Here is a 16,773-nt window from a genome sequence, read left to right as displayed (position 1 = left end):
GTGCTTCCCGATGTCGCTGAAACGCTGTCGTAAACCCCGATTCCGCGACATCATTCCCTTGATCGATACTCTCGTCTTTCCGTGTGGAGTCCCTTCTGATGGATGCCCCCTTGAATGCCGAAGCGCAAGTGCGTTTTGAACTGGCCGCCTTGTACCGGCTGGTCGCGCACTTCCGCATGACCGACATCATCGATACCCATATCAGCGCGCGCGTGCCCGGCCGTGAAGATCACTTCCTGATCAACCGTTATGGCGTGCTGTTCCATGAAATGCAGCCGGACGATCTGGTCAAGATCGACGTCGAAGGCAATCCGGTCGATCCGGGCGACGAAGAAAGCAACAAGGTCAACGCCGCCGGTTTCACCATCCACTCCGCCATCCATATGGCGCGCCATGACCTGGCTTGCGTGGTGCATACCCATACCGCCGACGGCATGGCCGTGGCCTGCCAGGAAGAAGGCCTGCTGCCCATCACCCAGCATGCCCTGAAGTTCTATGAGCGCCTGGGTTACCACGACTACCAGGGCATCGCGCTGGACCTGGAAGAACGGGACAGCCTGGTCAAGGACCTGGGCACGCACAAGGCCATGATCCTGCGTAACCACGGCCTGCTTGCCGCGGGGTCGACGGTGGCGGAAGCCTTCGTCAACATCTACTACCTTGAACGGGCCTGCCAGGCGCAGATCAAGGCGCAATCCGCCGGCGGCAAGATCATCATTCCGCCGCAGGCCGTGCGCGAGCGCACCCGCGGGCAATATGAAAGACCGACGGCGCTGGACTATTGCAACCGGGTGTGGACGTCGGCCTTGCGCCTGATCGACTAGGCCTTAGGCCATCCCGACCTTGCCACTCAATGCGCGCGCCGTGGTCATGATCAGGGGCGCGTATTGCTTGGCGAAGTTTTCTATCGTCCAGTCCGAGGTCAGACCCGCCAGTTGAATGGTGGCGATGGGTTGCTGGCGGTGGTCGAGGATGGCGGCGGCGATGTTCAATTCGCCGATCTGGCTTTCTTCCGCCGCCACGGCGTAGCCGTCCTGGCGCGCCTGCTCCACGTACTCGCGGATGCGCGCAGCATCGCGGGTGGTCTTGGGTGTCGACGGAATGGAGCGGCGCGACAACGACTCCGAGCGGACGAGGATGTCTTCCGCCTGCTCTGGTGTCAGGTGCGCCATGATGGACCGGCCCCCGGCCGTCTGCACGGTGGGCAGCTGGCGGCCGACCAGGGTGCTGCTGAACGTCTGGCGCTTGGTCTGGCGCCGCAGCGCGAAGATGATGTAGAGGTCGTTGAACAGGCTTAGCTCAACCCGCTCGCCGGTCTCCTGCTGCAATTGCACGACCAGGGGCGTGGCGCGTTCCAGCAGCGGCACGCTACGCATGTAGTCGAAGGTGCGTTGCAGGATCTTCTTCCCCGGCGTGAAGCCCTTGCCGCCGGCGCCGCGTTCCATGTATCCCAGGCTGACCAAGGTATGCGCCATGCGCTGCGTGGTGCTGCGGTCGAAGCCGGTCATCTCCATCAGCTCGTTCATGCTCATCACGGTGGGATGGTGCTCGAAGGCTTCGAGCAGTTCCAGGCCCTTGGCCAGCGATTGAACGAAGAGGGGGTCGGGGCGGGACATGGCGCGTGCGTCTCCGGCGCCAGTTCACCGGCGCCGCCTAGTAGGCAGGTAATTGATAAGTGGGCTTATGGTACTTCATATTAATACCTGGGTGGTGTAGGACGAACACTCAGGCGGGGCGTCGCTACGCGTCCCTGGCCAGGCGCAGGCCGGAGAATTGCCAACGCGCCGCCGGGGGAAAGAAGTTGCGATAGGTGGTGCGCGTATGGCCCGGCGGGGTGGCGATGCTGCCGCCCCGCAGCACCAGCTGGCCGACCATGAATTTGCCGTTGTACTCGGCGGCGGCGCCGCTCAAGGGGCGGAAGCCGGGATAGGGATCGTAGGACGAGCGGGTCCATTGCCACACATGGCCGTCGGCCTGGGTAAAGCCGGGCAGGGAGGAAGCCACCTCCCATTCGAATTCGGTCGGCAGGCGGGCATCGGCCCAGGCGGCATAGGCCGCTGCTTCGTACAGGCTCAATTGGGCGACCGGCTCTTGCGGATCCATGGGCAGCAAGCCACCCAGGCCGAAGACATGGGTGCCCTCCAGGCCGCGGGCGCGCAGCCGCGGGTCGGCATCCAGCAGCCAGTAGGCCGGGGCTCGCCACTCCTGGGCGCGCACCGTGGCCCACCCGTCGGACAGCCAGAATTCGGGCCGGTCATAGCCTCCATCTTCGATGAAGCGCGCGTACTCGCCACAGGTCACCAGACGATTGGCAATGATGTAGGGATGCACGTGCACCGCATGGCGCGGGCGTTCGTTGTCGAAGGCGAAGGCGGTCGACTGATTGGCATGGCCGACTTCGACCATGCCGCCAGGGTGGCGCAGCCATTCCATGGGCGGCATGGCGTCGTTGGCCGCGTTGCCGGCCTCGATGGTCACGTTGGGCGGTCGGTAAGCCGGCAGCAGGGGGTTGCGGGAGAAGGCGTGCAGGATGTCCGTCAGCAGCAATTCCTGATGCTGCTGCTCGTGGTGCAGTCCCAGTTCCAGCATGTGCGACAGTGCCGCCAACACGTCCGGCGCGGCGTCATCGATCAGCGCCACCATGGCCTGGTCCACATACTGGCGATAGGCCAGCACCTGGTCGTGGGTCGGCCGGCTCAGCATGCCCCGTTCGGGACGGGCATGGCGGGGGCCCAGCGCTTCATAGTAGGAATTGAAGAGATAGGCAAAATGCGGGTCGAACACCCCATATTCAGGATCGTGTTCGCGCAGCACCAAGGTTTCGAAAAACCAGGTGGTGTGTGCCAGATGCCATTTCGTGGGACTGGCGTCGGGCATGGACTGCACGCATTGATCTTCGGGCGATAGCGGTTCGGCGAGGGCCAGGCTGTGCGCGCGTACCGATTCGTAGGCGGCGCGCAGTTCCTCGCGCTGGATTGAGTGCTTGGGGCGGGGCGAGAGCATTGGGAGCGGACACTCCTGTTGGTCTGTACAAGGAAAGATGGCAGGCCCGCACGCAAGTGGCGCGCCTGCTACCGTGCAGGCCGGGGGGTCAGGGCAGTGGCCGTGTGAAGTCGTCCGTCAGGGCTTCGGGCTCGGCATAGGCCGGGGTCAGCAAAGGGATGCCCGCGGTCTCGGATGCATCGCTACCGTTCAGCGGGACGACGCTGGCCATGACGGCCGTCGCGTCCAGCTCCTCCGCATAGCCATGCATGAGCAGATAACTCCGGTCCGCCACGTCCGTGGGGAAGTCGGGATTGCGTTCCGTGAACAGAATGCTGTAGCCCAGCGCCTTCAGGGCGGTGATGGTCAGTCCCATATTGCGGGCCGCCGGTCCCGGCAGTCCGTCGCAGATCTGGTCGAACAGCAGCAGATTGGCGCCGCTGCGCAACACGCGCGCGATAGCCAACATCTGCTGCTCGGCTTCATTCAGATGTACCCCGGGCGCGGTGCGGCTACGGCGCAGCTCGGGGAACAGTTCGTAGATATCGGTCAATGACAGGCCGCCGCCCAGCACGCCCTCCAGGGGTAGGGGCAGGAGCAGGTTCTCTTCGCAGGTCATGCCCGCCACGATGTCGGGGCGCGCGGGGCAGGCGGCCACACCCAGGTGGCTGACGGCATGCGCGTCCAGCGCGATGGATTCGACGCCGTGGATAAGGACCGAACCCTGCCGGGCCGGATTGTGTCCCAGCACCGCGCGTAGCGTGGCGCTGAGCTCGGCGCCGTTGTGGCCCAGCAAGGCTACGGCTTCCCCGGTGCCCACGCGCAAGTCCACCCCATGCAAGACGGGACTGTGGTTCTCGCTCGCCTGCAGACCGGTGATCTCCAGTGCGGGAAGCGTCATGGCGGCTCCTTTTGGGAAACATCACTACAGGTGGTGCGGAAGCCCACCGTTTGGAGTAAGACTTTGCAGCTTATGGCAAGACAGCGAAGGCGACACGTAGGGATTTCGAGGAGTACTGAAATGTACTGTCGGACCTGTGCGTCAGATTTGAAAGTAGATGTGAGATCGGTATCAGCGGGAGCATCGGCTTATGGGAAGGATCCGCTCATGGGAAGGATCCGCATATGGGAAGAATCCGCGTATGGGGAGGATCAGCTTATAAGTACTTGCCATATGCGATGGGTAGGGATTTTGTTATCCGCGCATTAACATGACGCCTTCGAATTTCCCAAGCCGTTGAGGACTCACATGGGTAAGCACACCCGCACTGCAGAACATCCCGTCGCCGAACTCTTTTTGGAACGCTGGTCGCCGCGCGCCTACACCGGCGAGGAAATTTCCGAAACCGCCTTGCTGACGATATTGGAAGCGGCGCGCTGGGCGCCGTCGGCGTACAACCTGCAGCCTTGGCGTTTCATCTATGCGCGCAAGGGCACGCCGCACTGGGAGCGTCTGCTGGCGGTGTTGAATCCGTTCAACCAGAGCTGGGCGAGCAGTGCATCCGCGCTGATCGTGGTCGTGTCGGCTGAAACCGGCACGCCGCCGGGCAAGGACCAGCCCGTGCCGAACGCCACGCACAGCTTCGACACCGGCGCGGCGTGGGGTTTCCTGGCCCTGCAGGCCAGCCTGGAAGGCTGGCAGGCGCATGGCATGGCCGGCATCGACCACGAGAAGGCCCGGATCGACCTGGGCATCCCGGCCGGCTACAAGGTCGAGGCCGCCGTGGCCATCGGCAAGCCTGGCGACAAGAGCACCTTGCCGGAAGGCTTGCGGGCCCGCGAAGGCTACAGCCCGCGCCAGCCCCTCGCCAGCATCGTGGCCGAAGGCCGCTTCGACTTCTAAGCGCCGCCGCCATGAAAAAAGGCCGTGCTGCATGCACGGCCTTTTTCTATGCGGTACCAGCGGCACAACGGCCCCGTCACGCAGATGATCCGTTGCGTCTCGCTATCTTGAACGCATCGGATTGCAAGGATCGGCTGAACTCCAATTCTTCAGCGTGACCGAAACCGGCTTATTCGACCACGAATCAAGCCGCGCCTGTGCTGCGCAGGCAACTCACCTTCCGGTGATCGCCTAGATCCCCATGTAGATCGATAGTCTCTGAGTACTCAGGAAGTTGCTCTTGAGAGTTCAGAAGCAGTGAAGGTTTCCGTCGGCCCATTGTCAGGTGCCCAACGAATGCTCGTCCATCCGGCAGGGAAAACATGCCGACTGAAAATTCTTCAGCTTTTTGCTGCCTCATTACCCCTATTCCCTTATGAACGGCCCGTTGGATTCTAACGCGCCGGCCTGGCCCGCATTTCGCCTGCGCTGCTAGGGCGGTCGCATTGCCCCTTCGCGAAACACGGTGGTCAACGCTTACTCCAAGCGGTGGGTGAGGGAACGCGCCAGGCCCAAGTCGTTACTAAACGCGCTCTGGCGCGGCACGGACCTTCAACTCGGTTTGGCGGCTGACGGAATGCGGCCCGTCTGGAACGGCCCTTTACACATCAATTATTTGTAAATACAATTAATATGCTGACCGTGATCGAAACCGCGGAGTTTGTGGCGACCGCTTCTAAGATTTGGAGCGACGTTGAGCGGGATGAGTTTGTAGAGTGGATTGCGAGTCATCCAGAAGCCGGGGATGTGATCCCGGGTTCTGGGGGATGTCGCAAGGTGCGTTGGGCGCGTGGTGGAATGGGCAAGCAGGGCGGCGCCAGAGTCATCTACTTTCTACGATTGACTAGCGGCGAGATCGTTCTCGTCGTCGCGTACGCCAAGGCGAAATACGACAACATTTCAACAGCGCTGCTTGCAAAGATGAAGGAGAAATTCGATGCCCAAAAAAGTTGATCCGGAGATTGCGGCGTTCGAAGCGTCGGTGTTGCGCGGCTTGGATCAAGCGCTTAATGGTCAATACGCGCGAGTGTCCAAGCCCGCCGACATCGTGGCGCGCCGTGCCGGCCGTCCGGTCGGGAGCAAGGCTGAAGTGCACAAGGTTGCCACGACCATCCGATTCGACCCGGAGGTGCTTGAGGGATTCAAAGCCACGGGCCGCGGATGGCAGACGCGCATCAATGACATATTGAAGGACTGGCTTAGGCAGCACCAGCCTGGCTAGGACAGCAAGCGCAATCTGCGCTTGCGGAGGACAAAGCCCCGTTACGCATCGCCCGAATGCGTCTTCTCCCAGAAGACCACGCGCCGATGCAGGGCGCGCATCAGCAGCGAACCGGTCAGGCCGATCACCGCCAGCAGGATGACACCCGCGAACATGGTGGACAGGCTCATGCTGACCGAAGCCGACGCGATCAGGTAGCCCAGGCCCTGCTGTGCCGACAGGAACTCGCCCACCACCGCGCCGATCAAGGCCAGCGACACGCCGATCTGCAAACCCGAAAAGATATCGCCCGCGGCAGCCGGCAGCTTGACGTGCAGCAGCAGATAGCTGCGTGACGCCGAGAACGCGCGGCACGCGTCCAGCAGGTCACGGTCGGTGCGGTTGATGCCGTTGACCGTGTTGACGAACAAGGGGAAGAAACACACCAGCGCCACCAGCACCACCTTGGACGCCATGCCGAACCCGAACCACACCAGGATGATGGGGCCCAAGGCCACTTTGGGCGTCGCCTGCAGGCCGATCAGAACCGGATAGCAGAAGCGTTCGAAGGTGCGCGACTCGGCCAGCAGGGCGCCCAGGATCACCGCCAGGATGCAGCCGATGGCGTAGCCGGCAAAGGTTTCGCCCAGGGTCGTGCCGATATGCGGCCACAGCGTGCCCGTGGAAAAACCGTCGACTAGCGCATGCCAGACGCTCGCCGGCGTGGGCAGCAGATAGTCCGGAATCTTCAGCAGGATGATGGCGAAGTGCCAGATCCCGATCAGCACGGCAAGGCTGATCAGGGGATAGAGGATGTCGGTGAAATCAAGACGCTTCATGGCTGAAATGGCGGCGCAGGTGATGGCAGGCGGCGTTGAACGCCGGGTCGCCCATGGTTTCGAGCGTGCGGGGACGCGGCAAGCCGGGTCGATAGTCTTCGATGAAGCGGCCCGGGCGGGGCGACATCACCAGGATGCGATCGGCCAGGAACACGGCTTCCGGAATGCTGTGCGTGATGAACAGCACCGACTTGCGCTGCTGGCTCCAGATGCGTTGCAGTTCCAGGGTCAGTGCTTCCCGCGTCAGGGCGTCGAGCGCGGCGAAGGGCTCGTCCATCAGCAGCACGTCGGGATCGGGCAACAGCATGCGGGCAATGCCCACGCGCTGCTGCATGCCCCCGGACAGCTCGCCGGGATAGTTGTTGGCAAAGCCTTCCAGGCCGACCAGCTTGAGCAATGCCGCCGCCCGTTCACGCGCGGCCGCCATGGGCAGGCCCAGCGTGGTGGCGGGCAACAGCACATTGTCCAGCACGGTTTTCCAGGGCAGCAGCAGCGGCTTCTGGAACACCACGCCGGTACGGCGGCTGGGCTTGAGCACGGGCTGGCCGCCCAAGGTCAAGGTGCCTGTCGTCGGCGCCAGCAGGCCGGACGCCAGCTTCAGCAGGGTCGACTTGCCGCAGCCCGAGGGCCCCAGCACGGCCACGAATTCGCCGGAATCGATATCGAGGTCCACGGGCCCCAGCGCATGGATGGCGCCGCGCCGGGTGGGATAGGTAAGGGTGACGTCCCGAAGCGCCAAAGATCCGTGGCCGTCAGCGACTTGCGCGCCCGTCGTCACGCCGGCGCCGTCAGCGCGTTCCTGCGAAATACCAGCGCTCATGCACTCGCCTCGTCCAGGAAGGCCAGCGCTGCCTGCCACGATGCCGTGTTGGCGCGCGCATTGGCCAGCGGCGTGCCGCCACCGGTCAGCACCACACCCGCCACGGGGTGGGGCTTGGCGATCTGCGTGGTCGGTTCGTTGGGCAGGCCGATGGCATGGCCTGCGCCGTCGCCCTGGAAGTGGCGATAAGGCCAGCGATGGCCGCTGGCGCGCAAGGCATCGACGATCTGGTCGCTGTACAGCGACGAGGGCCAGAAGCCGTCATCGGTGCCGGAGATCAGCAGCACGGGGCCCTTGATCTGCTCGACGGGGATGCGGGAAGCCGCCACGGCATCGGCGTTGCGCAGCGCGCTGACGAAGGCCGGCGCCTGGCGCACGGGCTGGCCGTCGGCCGGCACCTGCTTGAACGCGGACCAGTCGACATCGGGATTGTTCTGCCAGACATTGGCCAGGGGCTTTCCCTGCCAGGTCCATACCGGCGAATCGGGCGCTTCACCCGGACGGCCGGCGCGCAGGGTGCCATGCACGACGATGCTGGGCACGTAGGCGATGACGGCGTCGATCAGTTCGGGGAAGCGCGCGCCCAGCAGCAGCGACAGCTCGCCGCCGCGCGACTGGCCCGTGATGGCGACAAAACCCTTGCGGGGCGCCAGCTCGGCACGGACCCAGCGCAGCGCGCGCTCGAAGTACTCCAGCGCCGTGCCCGAAATATGGGCAGGCAGGCCGGGCGCCTTGAAATAGCCCAGCGCGAACGCCGTGTAGCCATGCGCCGCCCATTGCGCGGCGCGTTGCAGCGGAATGCCGCCGCCGGAACCGTTCATCACCACGATGACCGGATGCGGGCCCGCGCCGGCGGGCGTGAAGACGCTGCCGACGATGCCATCGACGTTGACGTCACGGCGTTGCACGCCATCCAGCACATAGCGCTGGATGAAGTCGGCCTGGGCCGTGGCGCCGTCCGCGCCACGCGCCTGCACGGTGATGGTCTGCGCATCGACCTCGTCGCTACGGCTGGCGTCGGTGACTGGCTGCACCAAACGCATGGACCACACCACGGCCATGGCGTCGGCTTCCTGCCAGTCGCCGGCGGAAGGGGTTTGCTGATCGAGATCGATATGGCCGTCAGCACCGGCCGTGAAAGTGGCTTCGCTGCGCCAGACGCTGCCGTCGGGGTGGCGCAGTTCCGCGGTCACCTGGACCGGGCCGGCGGCATAGCCGTCCAGGACGATGCGGCGGGGCAGGTCGAGCGACGCATCGCGCGGGGTGATCTGGATGGTGGGTTGGCTCATTTTGCTTCCTTCGCTTTCGCGCGCACGGCGTCGGCGTCGAACTTGTTGATCTGGGCGATGTACTCGTTGGAGAAGATCTTGTCGACGGGCACATCGGCCGACGGATATTCCTTGGCCTTGGCCATCGCTTCGATACCGGACTTGATGGCCTTCAGATCATACTGGCCAGGCACGCGGGCCTGGCCCGACGGCGTATGCAGCACGCGTTGCAGGCGATTGCTCAACAGCGTGATCGAGTCGGCCAGCGCCTTCGCCTCGTCGCCGGCCGGCTTCGACTGCGGGTTGGCGCGCCAGAAGGCCTGCACGCAGAACTTGGGATTGGCTTCGCAGGCGATTTGCCCCTTGGTGTAGGCGCGCGCGAAGCGCACCATCAGGTCGGGGTGATCGCGGAAGGTGTCGGTGTGGGCGATGAAGCCATTGCCCGCGGTCTCGTTGAACACGGCCGGATATGCGATGCGGCGGATGGGCGTGCCGGACAGCTCCAGCTGGTCATCCCAGCTGCTGTTGAAGTTCAGCGCGTCGACCTGATGGGTCTTGAGCGCCTGGAATCCCGCCGCCAGGGCGCCCACCGCCACGTAATTCACGTTGACGCCAGGCTCCAGGCCCGCGGTGCGCAGGGCCGCGCGGCCGCCGGGAATGGTGCCCCACGTCAGCGCGCCCACGCCTATCTTCTTGCCCTTGAGGTCCTCGATGGTCTTGATCGGGGAATCGGCCAGCACCGCGAATTCCATGGTGTTGGCGGGCACGCCGTTATAGAAATAACGCAGCGGCAGGATGTCCTTGCCCGTCAGGAAGCTGGAGATCACCGGCTCCGACGTCGGATAGCCGAAGGTCACGCGCTTGGCGGCCACTTGCGGCAGCAGCGCGCCGGCGCCCTGGAACACGATGGTCTTGACCGACAGGTTCTCTTCCTTGAAGAAGCCCAGTTCCTCGGCCGCGGCATAGGGCGCGCCGTCATGGACGGCCGGCGGGATGGCCAGCGCGACGGTGACGTCGTCCAGGGCCAGGGCAGGGGCGGCGACGGCGGTCAGTGCAAGCGCGGCGAAGACAGAGGTAAGGCGGGTACGCATGGTTGGATCCCGATTCGTGTGATTGTTGTGGTGGATGTCAGGGTTGGCTGCCGGCGGCGGCCACGCGATTGGCCGCGTCGCGCAGCAGGAAAGCGCGGTCGATCTTGTTGGTGGAAGCCAGCGGCAAGGCGTCGACGAACCACACCTGGCGCGGATGTTGGTAGGCCGGCGCGTTTTCCAGCGCATAGCGTTTGATCTCGTCGGCATCGGCATGCTTGCCGGGACGCAGCACGATGTAGGCGACCGGCTTCTGGCCCTTGATGTCGTCTTCCACCGGCACCACGCAGGCCTGCTGCACGGCGGGATGGTGTTCCAGCATCTTTTCGACTTCGCCGGGATAGATGTTTTCGCCGCCGCTGACGAACATGTCATCGCGCCGGCCGACGAAGTAATAGAAGCCCTGCTCGTCGTGGCGGAACACGTCGCCGGTCGAGTAGTAGCCGTCCGGCGTGAAGGGCGTGGCGATATCGGGCCGCTGGTGATAGCCCAGCATCAGTCCGGGGCTCTTCATTTCCAGGATGCCCTGATCCGGGCCGTCGGCGGGGCCGCGCGCCAGGCGCAGCGACGCGGCCGGATGCGGGTAGCCCACGGACATCGGCGGCGTCGGCAGCTTGTCCGGATGCGGGCCGAACACTACCGGCCCGCCTTCCGTGGTGCCATAGGCATTGATCACCTTGGCATTGGGCAGCATCGCATGGATCTGGGTGAGCAGGCTGGCGCTGACGGGCGCGGAACCCATGCGGATCACCTTCACCGACGACAGGTCGGTGCGCGACAGCAGTTCGTGCTCACGCAGCATCATGGCGATCATGGGCGGCACCGCGGTGAGCCAGGTGCAGCGATAGCGGCCGATGCACTGGATGTATGCCGCCGCGGTGAATTGCGGCAGCAGCACCGTGGTGGCGTGCGACGCCAGCGACAGCTGGATCAGAGCCAGGGCATTCATGTGGTACAGCGGCGCCGCGATCAGGGCGCGTTCCGCGTCCAGCGGCGTGGCCTGGCGGCGCATCTGCACCGTCCACAGATGGCTGGCGTGCGAAAGGCGCACGCCCTTGGGCTTGCCGGTGGAACCCGACGTGTACAGCATCAGCGCCACGTCTTCAGGTTGCACGGTGACGTCCGGCGTAGGGCCGGGACGCAAATATTCGACAAAGGGATCGCCGTCCAGGGGGATGGCTTGCAGCCCCTCCGGCAGCGCATTGCGGCGCGCATGGTCATAAAACACCGCGCGGGAACCGCTGTCTTCAAGGATGTAGGCGATGGTGGCCGGCGGGAACTTGAAGTTCACCGGCACGGCAATCAAGCCGGCGCGCATGATGCCCAACAGCGTGGCGACATAGCGCACCGAGTTGGCGGCCAGGATGGCGACGCGGTCGCCGGCCTGGCCGCCGCCTTGCAGCAGCGCCCGGGCCACGCCATCGGCCATCGCTTCCAGTTCGCCATAGGTGCAGGGCGATTCGTTCAGCGCCAGGTCCACGCCCAGCAGCGCGACGCGCGCCGGGTCGGCGGACGGATCGATGACACGGCCCAGGTTCTGCGGCGTATACATGACGTTAACCTCAGGCCTTGGCAGGAGCCGGCGCGGGAGCGGCGGTCGAGTAGACACCGCGGCCGCTGGCGACCAGCTTGCCGTCGTTGTCGAACACTTGCGCTTCGGCCACGGACAATTGCGAACCGAACTTGATGACCTTGCCTTTGGCGCGCAGGTCGCCGGGCATGGCGGCGCGATGGTAGTCCACGCGCAGGTCGACGGTGGGCACGCCGCGGCCGGTCTTGGACACCAGGGCCCAGTCGGCGGTCAGGTCGACCAGGGCTGCCAGGATGCCGCCGTGGGTGTAGCGCTTGTCGGGGTTCACGACCCATTCTTCGCGCCAGCGGGCCGACAGTTCGATCTCGCCTTCGCTGACGGACACGACTTCGATGCCCAGCCATTGGTGATAGGGGCCGCGCAGCAGCTTGGCCTGGATGTCTTCTTTGGTCGGGAGGGTGGTTTCGCTCATTTTGCGTTCCTGCAATGTCGTTGTCGGCGCCGGACCGGCCGGCGCCTGGGGATTCGATACGCAGCACCGGCCAGGGCCGGCAGCGCGGATGCCTTTAGGGATTGACGATGACCTTGCCCAGCACTTCGCGGTCACGGATCAGCGCCAGGCCGTCGGCGGCGCCTTCCAGCGGCACGGCACGGTCGATCACCGGCTTGACGCTGCCGTCGGCGACCATTTGCAGCAGGGCCTTCAGGTCGTCGTCGTAGAAGCTGTTCGAGCCCTTGATGTTCAGCTCGAAGCTCCAGACGTAGCGCAGGTCTTCCTTGGGATCGTGGCCGGCGGTGGCGCCGCAGACCAGCAGGGTGCCGCCGCGCTTGAGGCACTTGATCGAGGGCAGCCACGTATCGCCACCGGTGAAGTTGATCACTACGTCGACGCCGCCTTCGTAGTTGCGGCGCTGGGGCTTGCCGTATTCGGCGATGGCCCACTTGGAGAAGTCGGTGGTGCGGTAGTTGATGACGTGGTCGGCGCCCAGTTCCTTCAAACGGGCCAGCTTCTCGTCGCTACCGGCGCAGGCGATGACTTCGGCGCCGAGCAGCTTTGCCAGGATGACGCAGGCGGTGCCCACGCCGCCGCTGGCGCCCAACACCACCACGCGATCGCCGGCCTTGACCGTCTTGTGGGTGATCAGCATGCGGTGCGCGGTGCCGTAGGCCACCGGCAGGGCGGCGGCGTCGTCATAGCTGACCTTGGCGGGCAGGGCGATCAGCTGGGGGGCCGACACCAGGCAGTATTCGGCCATGCCGCCGTCGAGCATTTCGCCCATCAGGCCCTTGCCCTTGTTGAGGGGGTTGACCAGCACGCGGTCGCCTACCTTCCAGCCTTCGACGCCGGCGCCGACTTCGGTGATCTCACCGGCCATGTCCAGGCCGATGACCACGGGCAGCGGCACCTTGATGCCGGGCATGCCTTGCACGGTGAAGACGTCGTGGTAGTTGAAGGACGATGCGCCCACGCGGATGACCACGTGGCCTTCGGTGGCCTGGGGCTTGGCCTTGTCGGTGACGACCTGCAGCTTGTCGAGGCCGCCGTGTTCGTTAAGGACCAGGGCTTTCATGGTATTGCTCATTGTTTGTTCCTCGCTTCCTATAGCTTGGTGGTGGGCGGTGATGCCATTTCAAAAAGGGTGTGGCCCGTCGGGGGACGGGCCTTGCGGGGCGGGTGCGTTGGGGCGATGGGGCTGTTCAGCGTGCCCGGCTCGCGGCGCGCCCGCGCTGCAGGGGTTCACTTCAAGGTCTTGGCCTTTTCATAAGGACCCGTCACGAAAATGTCGGCGGGCAGCTGGCCCTTGACCAGGCCGCTTTCGGCGAATACCTGGTGCTGACGCTTCAGTGTATCGATATCGGCTGGTTCGAAGGACATGCGGTTCATGTCCTGCCACTGGCCGGCGTAGACCTTGGCGTCGGCTTCGGGCAGGTTGGCGGACTTCTGCAGGATCTTCACCACGTCGTCGCGATGGCTTTGGCCCCAGGCCAGCGTATTGCGCAGGCCCGCGATCACATGGGCCACGGTGTCGGGATGCTGCGCGACGAAGTCGCTGCGCACCGCGCCGATGCCGATGTAGGGCACCGAATCCGACTTGGTCAGCTTCTTCCATTCGTCGGCGAAGGAGCCCAGTCGGGTCACTTTCAGATCGGTCAGCTGGGCCACGGTCACCGAGCGCAGCGCGGCGGCGTCGACCTGTTTCTGCGCCAGGAATTGCGCCAGGCGCGATTCATTGCCGCCGACCAGGGAGAAATCGTTGGCCTTGATGCCGTGGTTGCCGGCCAGCACCGCGCCGGCGATCACCGCCACCGAGCTGCCCGCGGGCGACATGCCGACCTTCTTGCCGCGCAGCTGGTCCAGCGACTTGATGGGCGAGCCTTCCGGCACCACGAATTGCACGTCGGCGGGCTGCGTGGCGGCGAAGATCTTGATGGGCACGCCTTCAGCGGCGCTGCTGAACACGCCGGCGGCGGGGGCGCCGAACGCCAGGTCGATGGAGTTGGAAGCGAGCGCGCGCAAGGGCGCGTTGACGTCCGGGAACTTGACGAATTCAACGTCCAGGTTCTGCTGCTTGAGGAATTCCGTGGCTTCCAGCACCGAACCGTAGCCCAGGCTGACGCCGCTGCTCCAGTAGCCGATGCGCACCTTGTCGGCGGCCTGGGCCGGCCCCGCGGCGCCCAGGGCGACGGCCAGCAGAGTGGCGGGTAGATATTTGGTCCATTTCATATCGGTACTCCTGGGGAAGGTCGTAAGGGAAGCGGCGGGGCCGCCGGGCTCAAACAGGTTTCCAACGGAACAGGCGGCGTTCCAATGGCTTCAGCAGGCCGCTTTCCAGCAGCAGCATCAGCACCACCAGCAGCAAGGTCCAGGCGAACACCTGATCGGTCTGGACCAGGTCGGCGGCCTGGCGCAGCCGGTAGCCGATGCCGTCCGAGGAGCCCAGCGTCTCGGCCACCAGGGACACGCGCCAGCCGAAACCGAAAGCAAGCCGCGCGCCGGAAAAGAAGTAGGGCAGGATGCTGGGCAGGTAGATCTTGCGCAGGATCTGCGTGCGCGTCATGCGGAAGCTGCGGGCCAGGTCGACATGCAGCTTGTCGACGTTCTGCGCGCCTTGCCAGACATTGGTCAGGATCAGCGGCATCGCGGTCATGAAGACGACGAAGACGGTGGTGGCATTGGAGATGCCGAACCAGATGATGGCGAACACCGCCCAGATCGCCGAGGAAATAGTGTTCATGACGGCCAGCAGCGGCTCGAACACCTGCGCCAGGGCCCGGCTCGATCCCAATGCCAGCCCCAGGGGCGTGCCGATCAGGGCCGCCAGGACGAAGCCGCAGACCACGCGATACATGGTCATGCCGATGTCGTGCAGGAAGGAATCCGTCTGCGACAGGTTGCCCAGCGCGCGCAGCACGCGTTCCGGGCCGGGCAGGATGAAGGGCGGCGTGTGGCGCGCGGCCAGCCACCAGACGAGCACGAAGGCGGCGGTCAGCACCAGGCGTTGCGCGATTAGTACCGCCGGCCGCAAGCCCTTCCTGGCGTCGGCGCGGCGGGGCGCGGCGGCCGCGCGTCGCAGGGGGGTAGCGGGTGTGTTCTGTTTCATTGCACCACCTTCAGACGCAGCTGGCGGGTTTGTTCGGCGACGTCGCGGTCGGTGGCCAGGCGCGGCCGCGGCAGCGGCACGTCCGCGATCTCGCGGACGCGGCCCGGGCGCGGTTCCAGCAGCACGATGCGGTCGGCCAGCACCACGGCTTCCTCGACGTCATGCGTGACGAAGAGAATGGTGGTGTTTTTCATGGCCTGGATGCGCAGCAGTTCGTCATGCATCTGGGTGCGTGTCTGCGGATCGAGCTTGGAGAAAGGCTCGTCCATCAACAGGATCTCGGGTTCGATCACCAGGCTGCGCGCCAGCGCCGCGCGGCTGCGCATGCCGCCGGACAGCTGATGCGGCCAGGACTGGGCGAAGGCGGCCAGGCCGACCATCTCCAGCACTTCATCGGCGCGGCGCAGGCGCTGCGCCTTGGGCACGTTCTGCGCTTCCAGGCCCAAGGTGACGTTGTCACGGATATTGCGCCAGGGCAGCAGGCGGTCTTCCTGAAACAGATAGCCCAGCTTCTGCCAGTCGCGGAAGCGGGCGGCGGGCTGGCCGCAAATTTCCAGGTCGCCGTCGTCAGCGCTCTCCAGGCCGGACACGATGTTCAGCAGGGTGCTCTTGCCGCAACCGGACGCGCCCAGCAGGGCGACGATTTCGCCGCGGCCGACCGCGAAGGAGATGTCGCGCAACACTTCGAGGTCGCCGAAGTGCTTGTTCAGATGGCGCACGCGCACGGCATCGTCGGGCTGGGTTTGCGTGGTGTTCATCGGCGGACTCCCGCGGCAGGGTGGACGGGAATGGCGGCGCCGGTCTGGGCCAGGCTGGCGTAGAGCTTTTCCAGGGTCATGGCCTGGAAGGTTTCGATATGGCGCCGCGCGATCAGCTCGACGCGCTTGCAATCGCCTTCGGCGAACGCTTCGATCATGGCGTTGTGATCGTGCTTGATTTCCGGCTTGGTCTTTTGCACGCCAAAGCCCAGCGCGACCAGGCGCGACATTTCGTCGAGCAGGGTGGTCAGCGACTTGTGCAGGCGCTCGTTGCCGCTGGCGGCCGCGATGGCCAGGTGGAAAGCCTTGTTGGCGTCCATGAAGACGTCGATCTGGTCGTTCAGCTGCAGGACAGGGTGTTGTACCCGGCAGGCGGCTTCCAGTTCCCGCAGCAGGCCCAGGTCGACACGGCCGACGGCCAGGCGGGCCGCGAGCGGCTCCAGCTGCACGCGCAAGGTGAAGACTTCCTCCACGTCGCGCAGCGTGATGGGCGAGATCTGATAGCCCTTGCGCGGCCGGGAACGCACGAACCCTTCCTGCGCCAGCCGGACCAGCGCGATGCGGCAGCTGGTCTTACGGATGTCGTAGGCTGCCATCAGCTCCGGCTCGGTGACGAACGCGCCCGGCGCCAGGCGGCACGATATGACATCGCGCCGGATACGCTGGTAAGCATCGTCGCCAAAGCTGGTGGCCGTGGCGGCAGGGAGTAATTCGAGGAGTTCAGTCATCGTCAGTGATCAACTTTGAACCGGGTACTGAGCTGCTCACAGATATCGTGAGAGGCGAGCACAGACCGATTCTA

The 16,773-nt window shown here is 65.0% G+C and carries 18 protein-coding genes; 4 read left to right on the top strand and 14 right to left on the bottom strand.

Annotated elements, in window-relative coordinates; all coding sequences use genetic code 11:
• The first annotated feature begins 98 nt into the window (after positions 1–98).
• On the top strand, positions 99–824 hold the full coding sequence (locus ASB57_RS08665; protein ID WP_057651863.1) for a class II aldolase/adducin family protein: 726 nt from the start codon (positions 99–101) through the stop codon (positions 822–824).
• A gap of 3 nt (positions 825–827) precedes the next feature.
• Here ASB57_RS08665 and ASB57_RS08660 read toward each other — a convergent pair whose 3' ends face one another.
• The 3 genes from ASB57_RS08660 to ASB57_RS08650 form a co-directional block, all read right to left on the bottom strand.
• Positions 828–1,616, bottom strand: a complete 789-nt coding sequence (locus ASB57_RS08660) for an IclR family transcriptional regulator (RefSeq protein ID WP_057651862.1) — start codon at positions 1,614–1,616, stop codon at positions 828–830.
• 124 nt (positions 1,617–1,740) lie between these two features.
• The gene (gene egtB / locus ASB57_RS08655; protein ID WP_057651861.1) at positions 1,741–3,003 is read right to left on the bottom strand and encodes an ergothioneine biosynthesis protein EgtB; all 1,263 of its coding nucleotides are present in this window, start codon (positions 3,001–3,003) and stop codon (positions 1,741–1,743) included.
• A gap of 88 nt (positions 3,004–3,091) precedes the next feature.
• Positions 3,092–3,883: an ATP-binding cassette domain-containing protein gene (locus ASB57_RS08650; RefSeq protein WP_082621466.1), complete on the bottom strand. Its 792-nt coding sequence runs from the start codon at positions 3,881–3,883 to the stop codon at positions 3,092–3,094.
• Between the two features lie 348 nt (positions 3,884–4,231).
• Between ASB57_RS08650 and ASB57_RS08645 the strand changes: the two genes are divergently transcribed.
• The 3 genes from ASB57_RS08645 (at position 4,232) to ASB57_RS08635 (ending at position 6,086) form a co-directional block, all read left to right on the top strand.
• Entirely contained in the window at positions 4,232–4,825 is a 594-nt protein-coding gene (locus ASB57_RS08645; RefSeq protein ID WP_057651860.1) for a nitroreductase family protein, read from the top strand.
• Positions 4,826–5,497: 672 nt separating this feature from the next.
• On the top strand, positions 5,498–5,818 hold the full coding sequence (locus tag ASB57_RS08640; RefSeq protein ID WP_057651859.1) for a type II toxin-antitoxin system RelE/ParE family toxin: 321 nt from the start codon (positions 5,498–5,500) through the stop codon (positions 5,816–5,818).
• Complete coding sequence (locus ASB57_RS08635; protein WP_057651858.1) at positions 5,802–6,086, top strand: BrnA antitoxin family protein; 285 nt, start codon at positions 5,802–5,804, stop codon at positions 6,084–6,086. The genes ASB57_RS08640 and ASB57_RS08635 overlap by 17 nt, the downstream gene beginning before the upstream one ends.
• A gap of 41 nt (positions 6,087–6,127) precedes the next feature.
• Here the strand turns inward: ASB57_RS08635 and ASB57_RS08630 are convergent, their stop codons facing one another.
• From ASB57_RS08630 to ASB57_RS08580, 11 genes are all read right to left on the bottom strand, one after another.
• Entirely contained in the window at positions 6,128–6,904 is a 777-nt protein-coding gene (locus tag ASB57_RS08630) for an ABC transporter permease (protein ID WP_057651857.1), read from the bottom strand.
• A complete protein-coding gene (locus tag ASB57_RS08625; protein ID WP_082621465.1) occupies positions 6,891–7,724 on the bottom strand; it encodes an ABC transporter ATP-binding protein in 834 nt (277 codons plus the stop codon). Before ASB57_RS08625 ends, ASB57_RS08630 begins: the two co-directional genes overlap by 14 nt.
• Positions 7,721–9,013: an acyl-CoA thioester hydrolase/BAAT C-terminal domain-containing protein gene (locus ASB57_RS08620; protein ID WP_057651856.1), complete on the bottom strand. Its 1,293-nt coding sequence runs from the start codon at positions 9,011–9,013 to the stop codon at positions 7,721–7,723. Before ASB57_RS08620 ends, ASB57_RS08625 begins: the two co-directional genes overlap by 4 nt.
• Positions 9,010–10,083: an ABC transporter substrate-binding protein gene (locus ASB57_RS08615; RefSeq protein ID WP_057651855.1), complete on the bottom strand. Its 1,074-nt coding sequence runs from the start codon at positions 10,081–10,083 to the stop codon at positions 9,010–9,012. Before ASB57_RS08615 ends, ASB57_RS08620 begins: the two co-directional genes overlap by 4 nt.
• Positions 10,084–10,120: 37 nt before the next feature.
• Positions 10,121–11,632, bottom strand: coding sequence for a class I adenylate-forming enzyme family protein (locus ASB57_RS08610; protein WP_057651854.1), 1,512 nt, complete (start codon positions 11,630–11,632; stop codon positions 10,121–10,123).
• A gap of 10 nt (positions 11,633–11,642) precedes the next feature.
• Positions 11,643–12,083, bottom strand: coding sequence for a PaaI family thioesterase (locus ASB57_RS08605; protein WP_057651853.1), 441 nt, complete (start codon positions 12,081–12,083; stop codon positions 11,643–11,645).
• A gap of 94 nt (positions 12,084–12,177) precedes the next feature.
• Positions 12,178–13,182 (bottom strand): zinc-binding dehydrogenase, encoded by a 1,005-nt coding sequence (locus tag ASB57_RS08600; RefSeq protein WP_197425099.1) that lies wholly within the window; start codon positions 13,180–13,182, stop codon positions 12,178–12,180.
• A gap of 167 nt (positions 13,183–13,349) precedes the next feature.
• A complete protein-coding gene (locus tag ASB57_RS08595) occupies positions 13,350–14,336 on the bottom strand; it encodes an ABC transporter substrate-binding protein (RefSeq protein ID WP_057651851.1) in 987 nt (328 codons plus the stop codon).
• A 49-nt stretch (positions 14,337–14,385) separates the two neighbouring features.
• Positions 14,386–15,213, bottom strand: coding sequence for an ABC transporter permease (locus ASB57_RS08590; protein WP_082621464.1), 828 nt, complete (start codon positions 15,211–15,213; stop codon positions 14,386–14,388).
• Positions 15,210–15,971, bottom strand: coding sequence for an ABC transporter ATP-binding protein (locus ASB57_RS08585; RefSeq protein WP_057651850.1), 762 nt, complete (start codon positions 15,969–15,971; stop codon positions 15,210–15,212). The genes ASB57_RS08590 and ASB57_RS08585 overlap by 4 nt, the downstream gene beginning before the upstream one ends.
• Positions 15,968–16,699 carry a GntR family transcriptional regulator gene (locus ASB57_RS08580; RefSeq protein WP_057651849.1) on the bottom strand — a complete coding sequence of 244 codons (732 nt, stop codon included), beginning with the start codon at positions 16,697–16,699 and terminating at the stop codon, positions 15,968–15,970. Before ASB57_RS08580 ends, ASB57_RS08585 begins: the two co-directional genes overlap by 4 nt.
• Positions 16,700–16,773: the final 74 nt, after the last annotated feature.

Source organism: Bordetella sp. N, assembly GCF_001433395.1.
Classification (GTDB): domain Bacteria; phylum Pseudomonadota; class Gammaproteobacteria; order Burkholderiales; family Burkholderiaceae_B; genus Bordetella_C.
This window is presented reverse-complemented; position numbering and strand designations above follow the sequence as displayed.

Excerpts from the sequence above, each read along its gene's own strand:
- ASB57_RS08610 (WP_057651854.1), bottom strand. The coding sequence starts at position 11,632 with ATGTATACGCCGCAGAACCTGGGCCGTGTCATCGATCCGTCCGCCGAC.
- ASB57_RS08645 (WP_057651860.1), top strand. The coding sequence starts at position 4,232 with ATGGGTAAGCACACCCGCACTGCAGAACATCCCGTCGCCGAACTCTTT.
- ASB57_RS08640 (WP_057651859.1), top strand. The coding sequence starts at position 5,498 with ATGCTGACCGTGATCGAAACCGCGGAGTTTGTGGCGACCGCTTCTAAG.
- ASB57_RS08635 (WP_057651858.1), top strand. The coding sequence starts at position 5,802 with ATGCCCAAAAAAGTTGATCCGGAGATTGCGGCGTTCGAAGCGTCGGTG.
- ASB57_RS08600 (WP_197425099.1), bottom strand. The coding sequence starts at position 13,182 with ATGAAAGCCCTGGTCCTTAACGAACACGGCGGCCTCGACAAGCTGCAG.
- ASB57_RS08650 (WP_082621466.1), bottom strand. The coding sequence starts at position 3,883 with ATGACGCTTCCCGCACTGGAGATCACCGGTCTGCAGGCGAGCGAGAAC.
- ASB57_RS08580 (WP_057651849.1), bottom strand. The coding sequence starts at position 16,699 with ATGACTGAACTCCTCGAATTACTCCCTGCCGCCACGGCCACCAGCTTT.
- ASB57_RS08615 (WP_057651855.1), bottom strand. The coding sequence starts at position 10,083 with ATGCGTACCCGCCTTACCTCTGTCTTCGCCGCGCTTGCACTGACCGCC.
- ASB57_RS08585 (WP_057651850.1), bottom strand. The coding sequence starts at position 15,971 with ATGAACACCACGCAAACCCAGCCCGACGATGCCGTGCGCGTGCGCCAT.
- ASB57_RS08620 (WP_057651856.1), bottom strand. The coding sequence starts at position 9,013 with ATGAGCCAACCCACCATCCAGATCACCCCGCGCGATGCGTCGCTCGAC.
- ASB57_RS08605 (WP_057651853.1), bottom strand. The coding sequence starts at position 12,083 with ATGAGCGAAACCACCCTCCCGACCAAAGAAGACATCCAGGCCAAGCTG.
- ASB57_RS08630 (WP_057651857.1), bottom strand. The coding sequence starts at position 6,904 with ATGAAGCGTCTTGATTTCACCGACATCCTCTATCCCCTGATCAGCCTT.
- egtB (WP_057651861.1), bottom strand. The coding sequence starts at position 3,003 with ATGCTCTCGCCCCGCCCCAAGCACTCAATCCAGCGCGAGGAACTGCGC.
- ASB57_RS08625 (WP_082621465.1), bottom strand. The coding sequence starts at position 7,724 with ATGAGCGCTGGTATTTCGCAGGAACGCGCTGACGGCGCCGGCGTGACG.
- ASB57_RS08590 (WP_082621464.1), bottom strand. The coding sequence starts at position 15,213 with ATGAAACAGAACACACCCGCTACCCCCCTGCGACGCGCGGCCGCCGCG.
- ASB57_RS08595 (WP_057651851.1), bottom strand. The coding sequence starts at position 14,336 with ATGAAATGGACCAAATATCTACCCGCCACTCTGCTGGCCGTCGCCCTG.
- ASB57_RS08665 (WP_057651863.1), top strand. The coding sequence starts at position 99 with ATGGATGCCCCCTTGAATGCCGAAGCGCAAGTGCGTTTTGAACTGGCC.
- ASB57_RS08660 (WP_057651862.1), bottom strand. The coding sequence starts at position 1,616 with ATGTCCCGCCCCGACCCCCTCTTCGTTCAATCGCTGGCCAAGGGCCTG.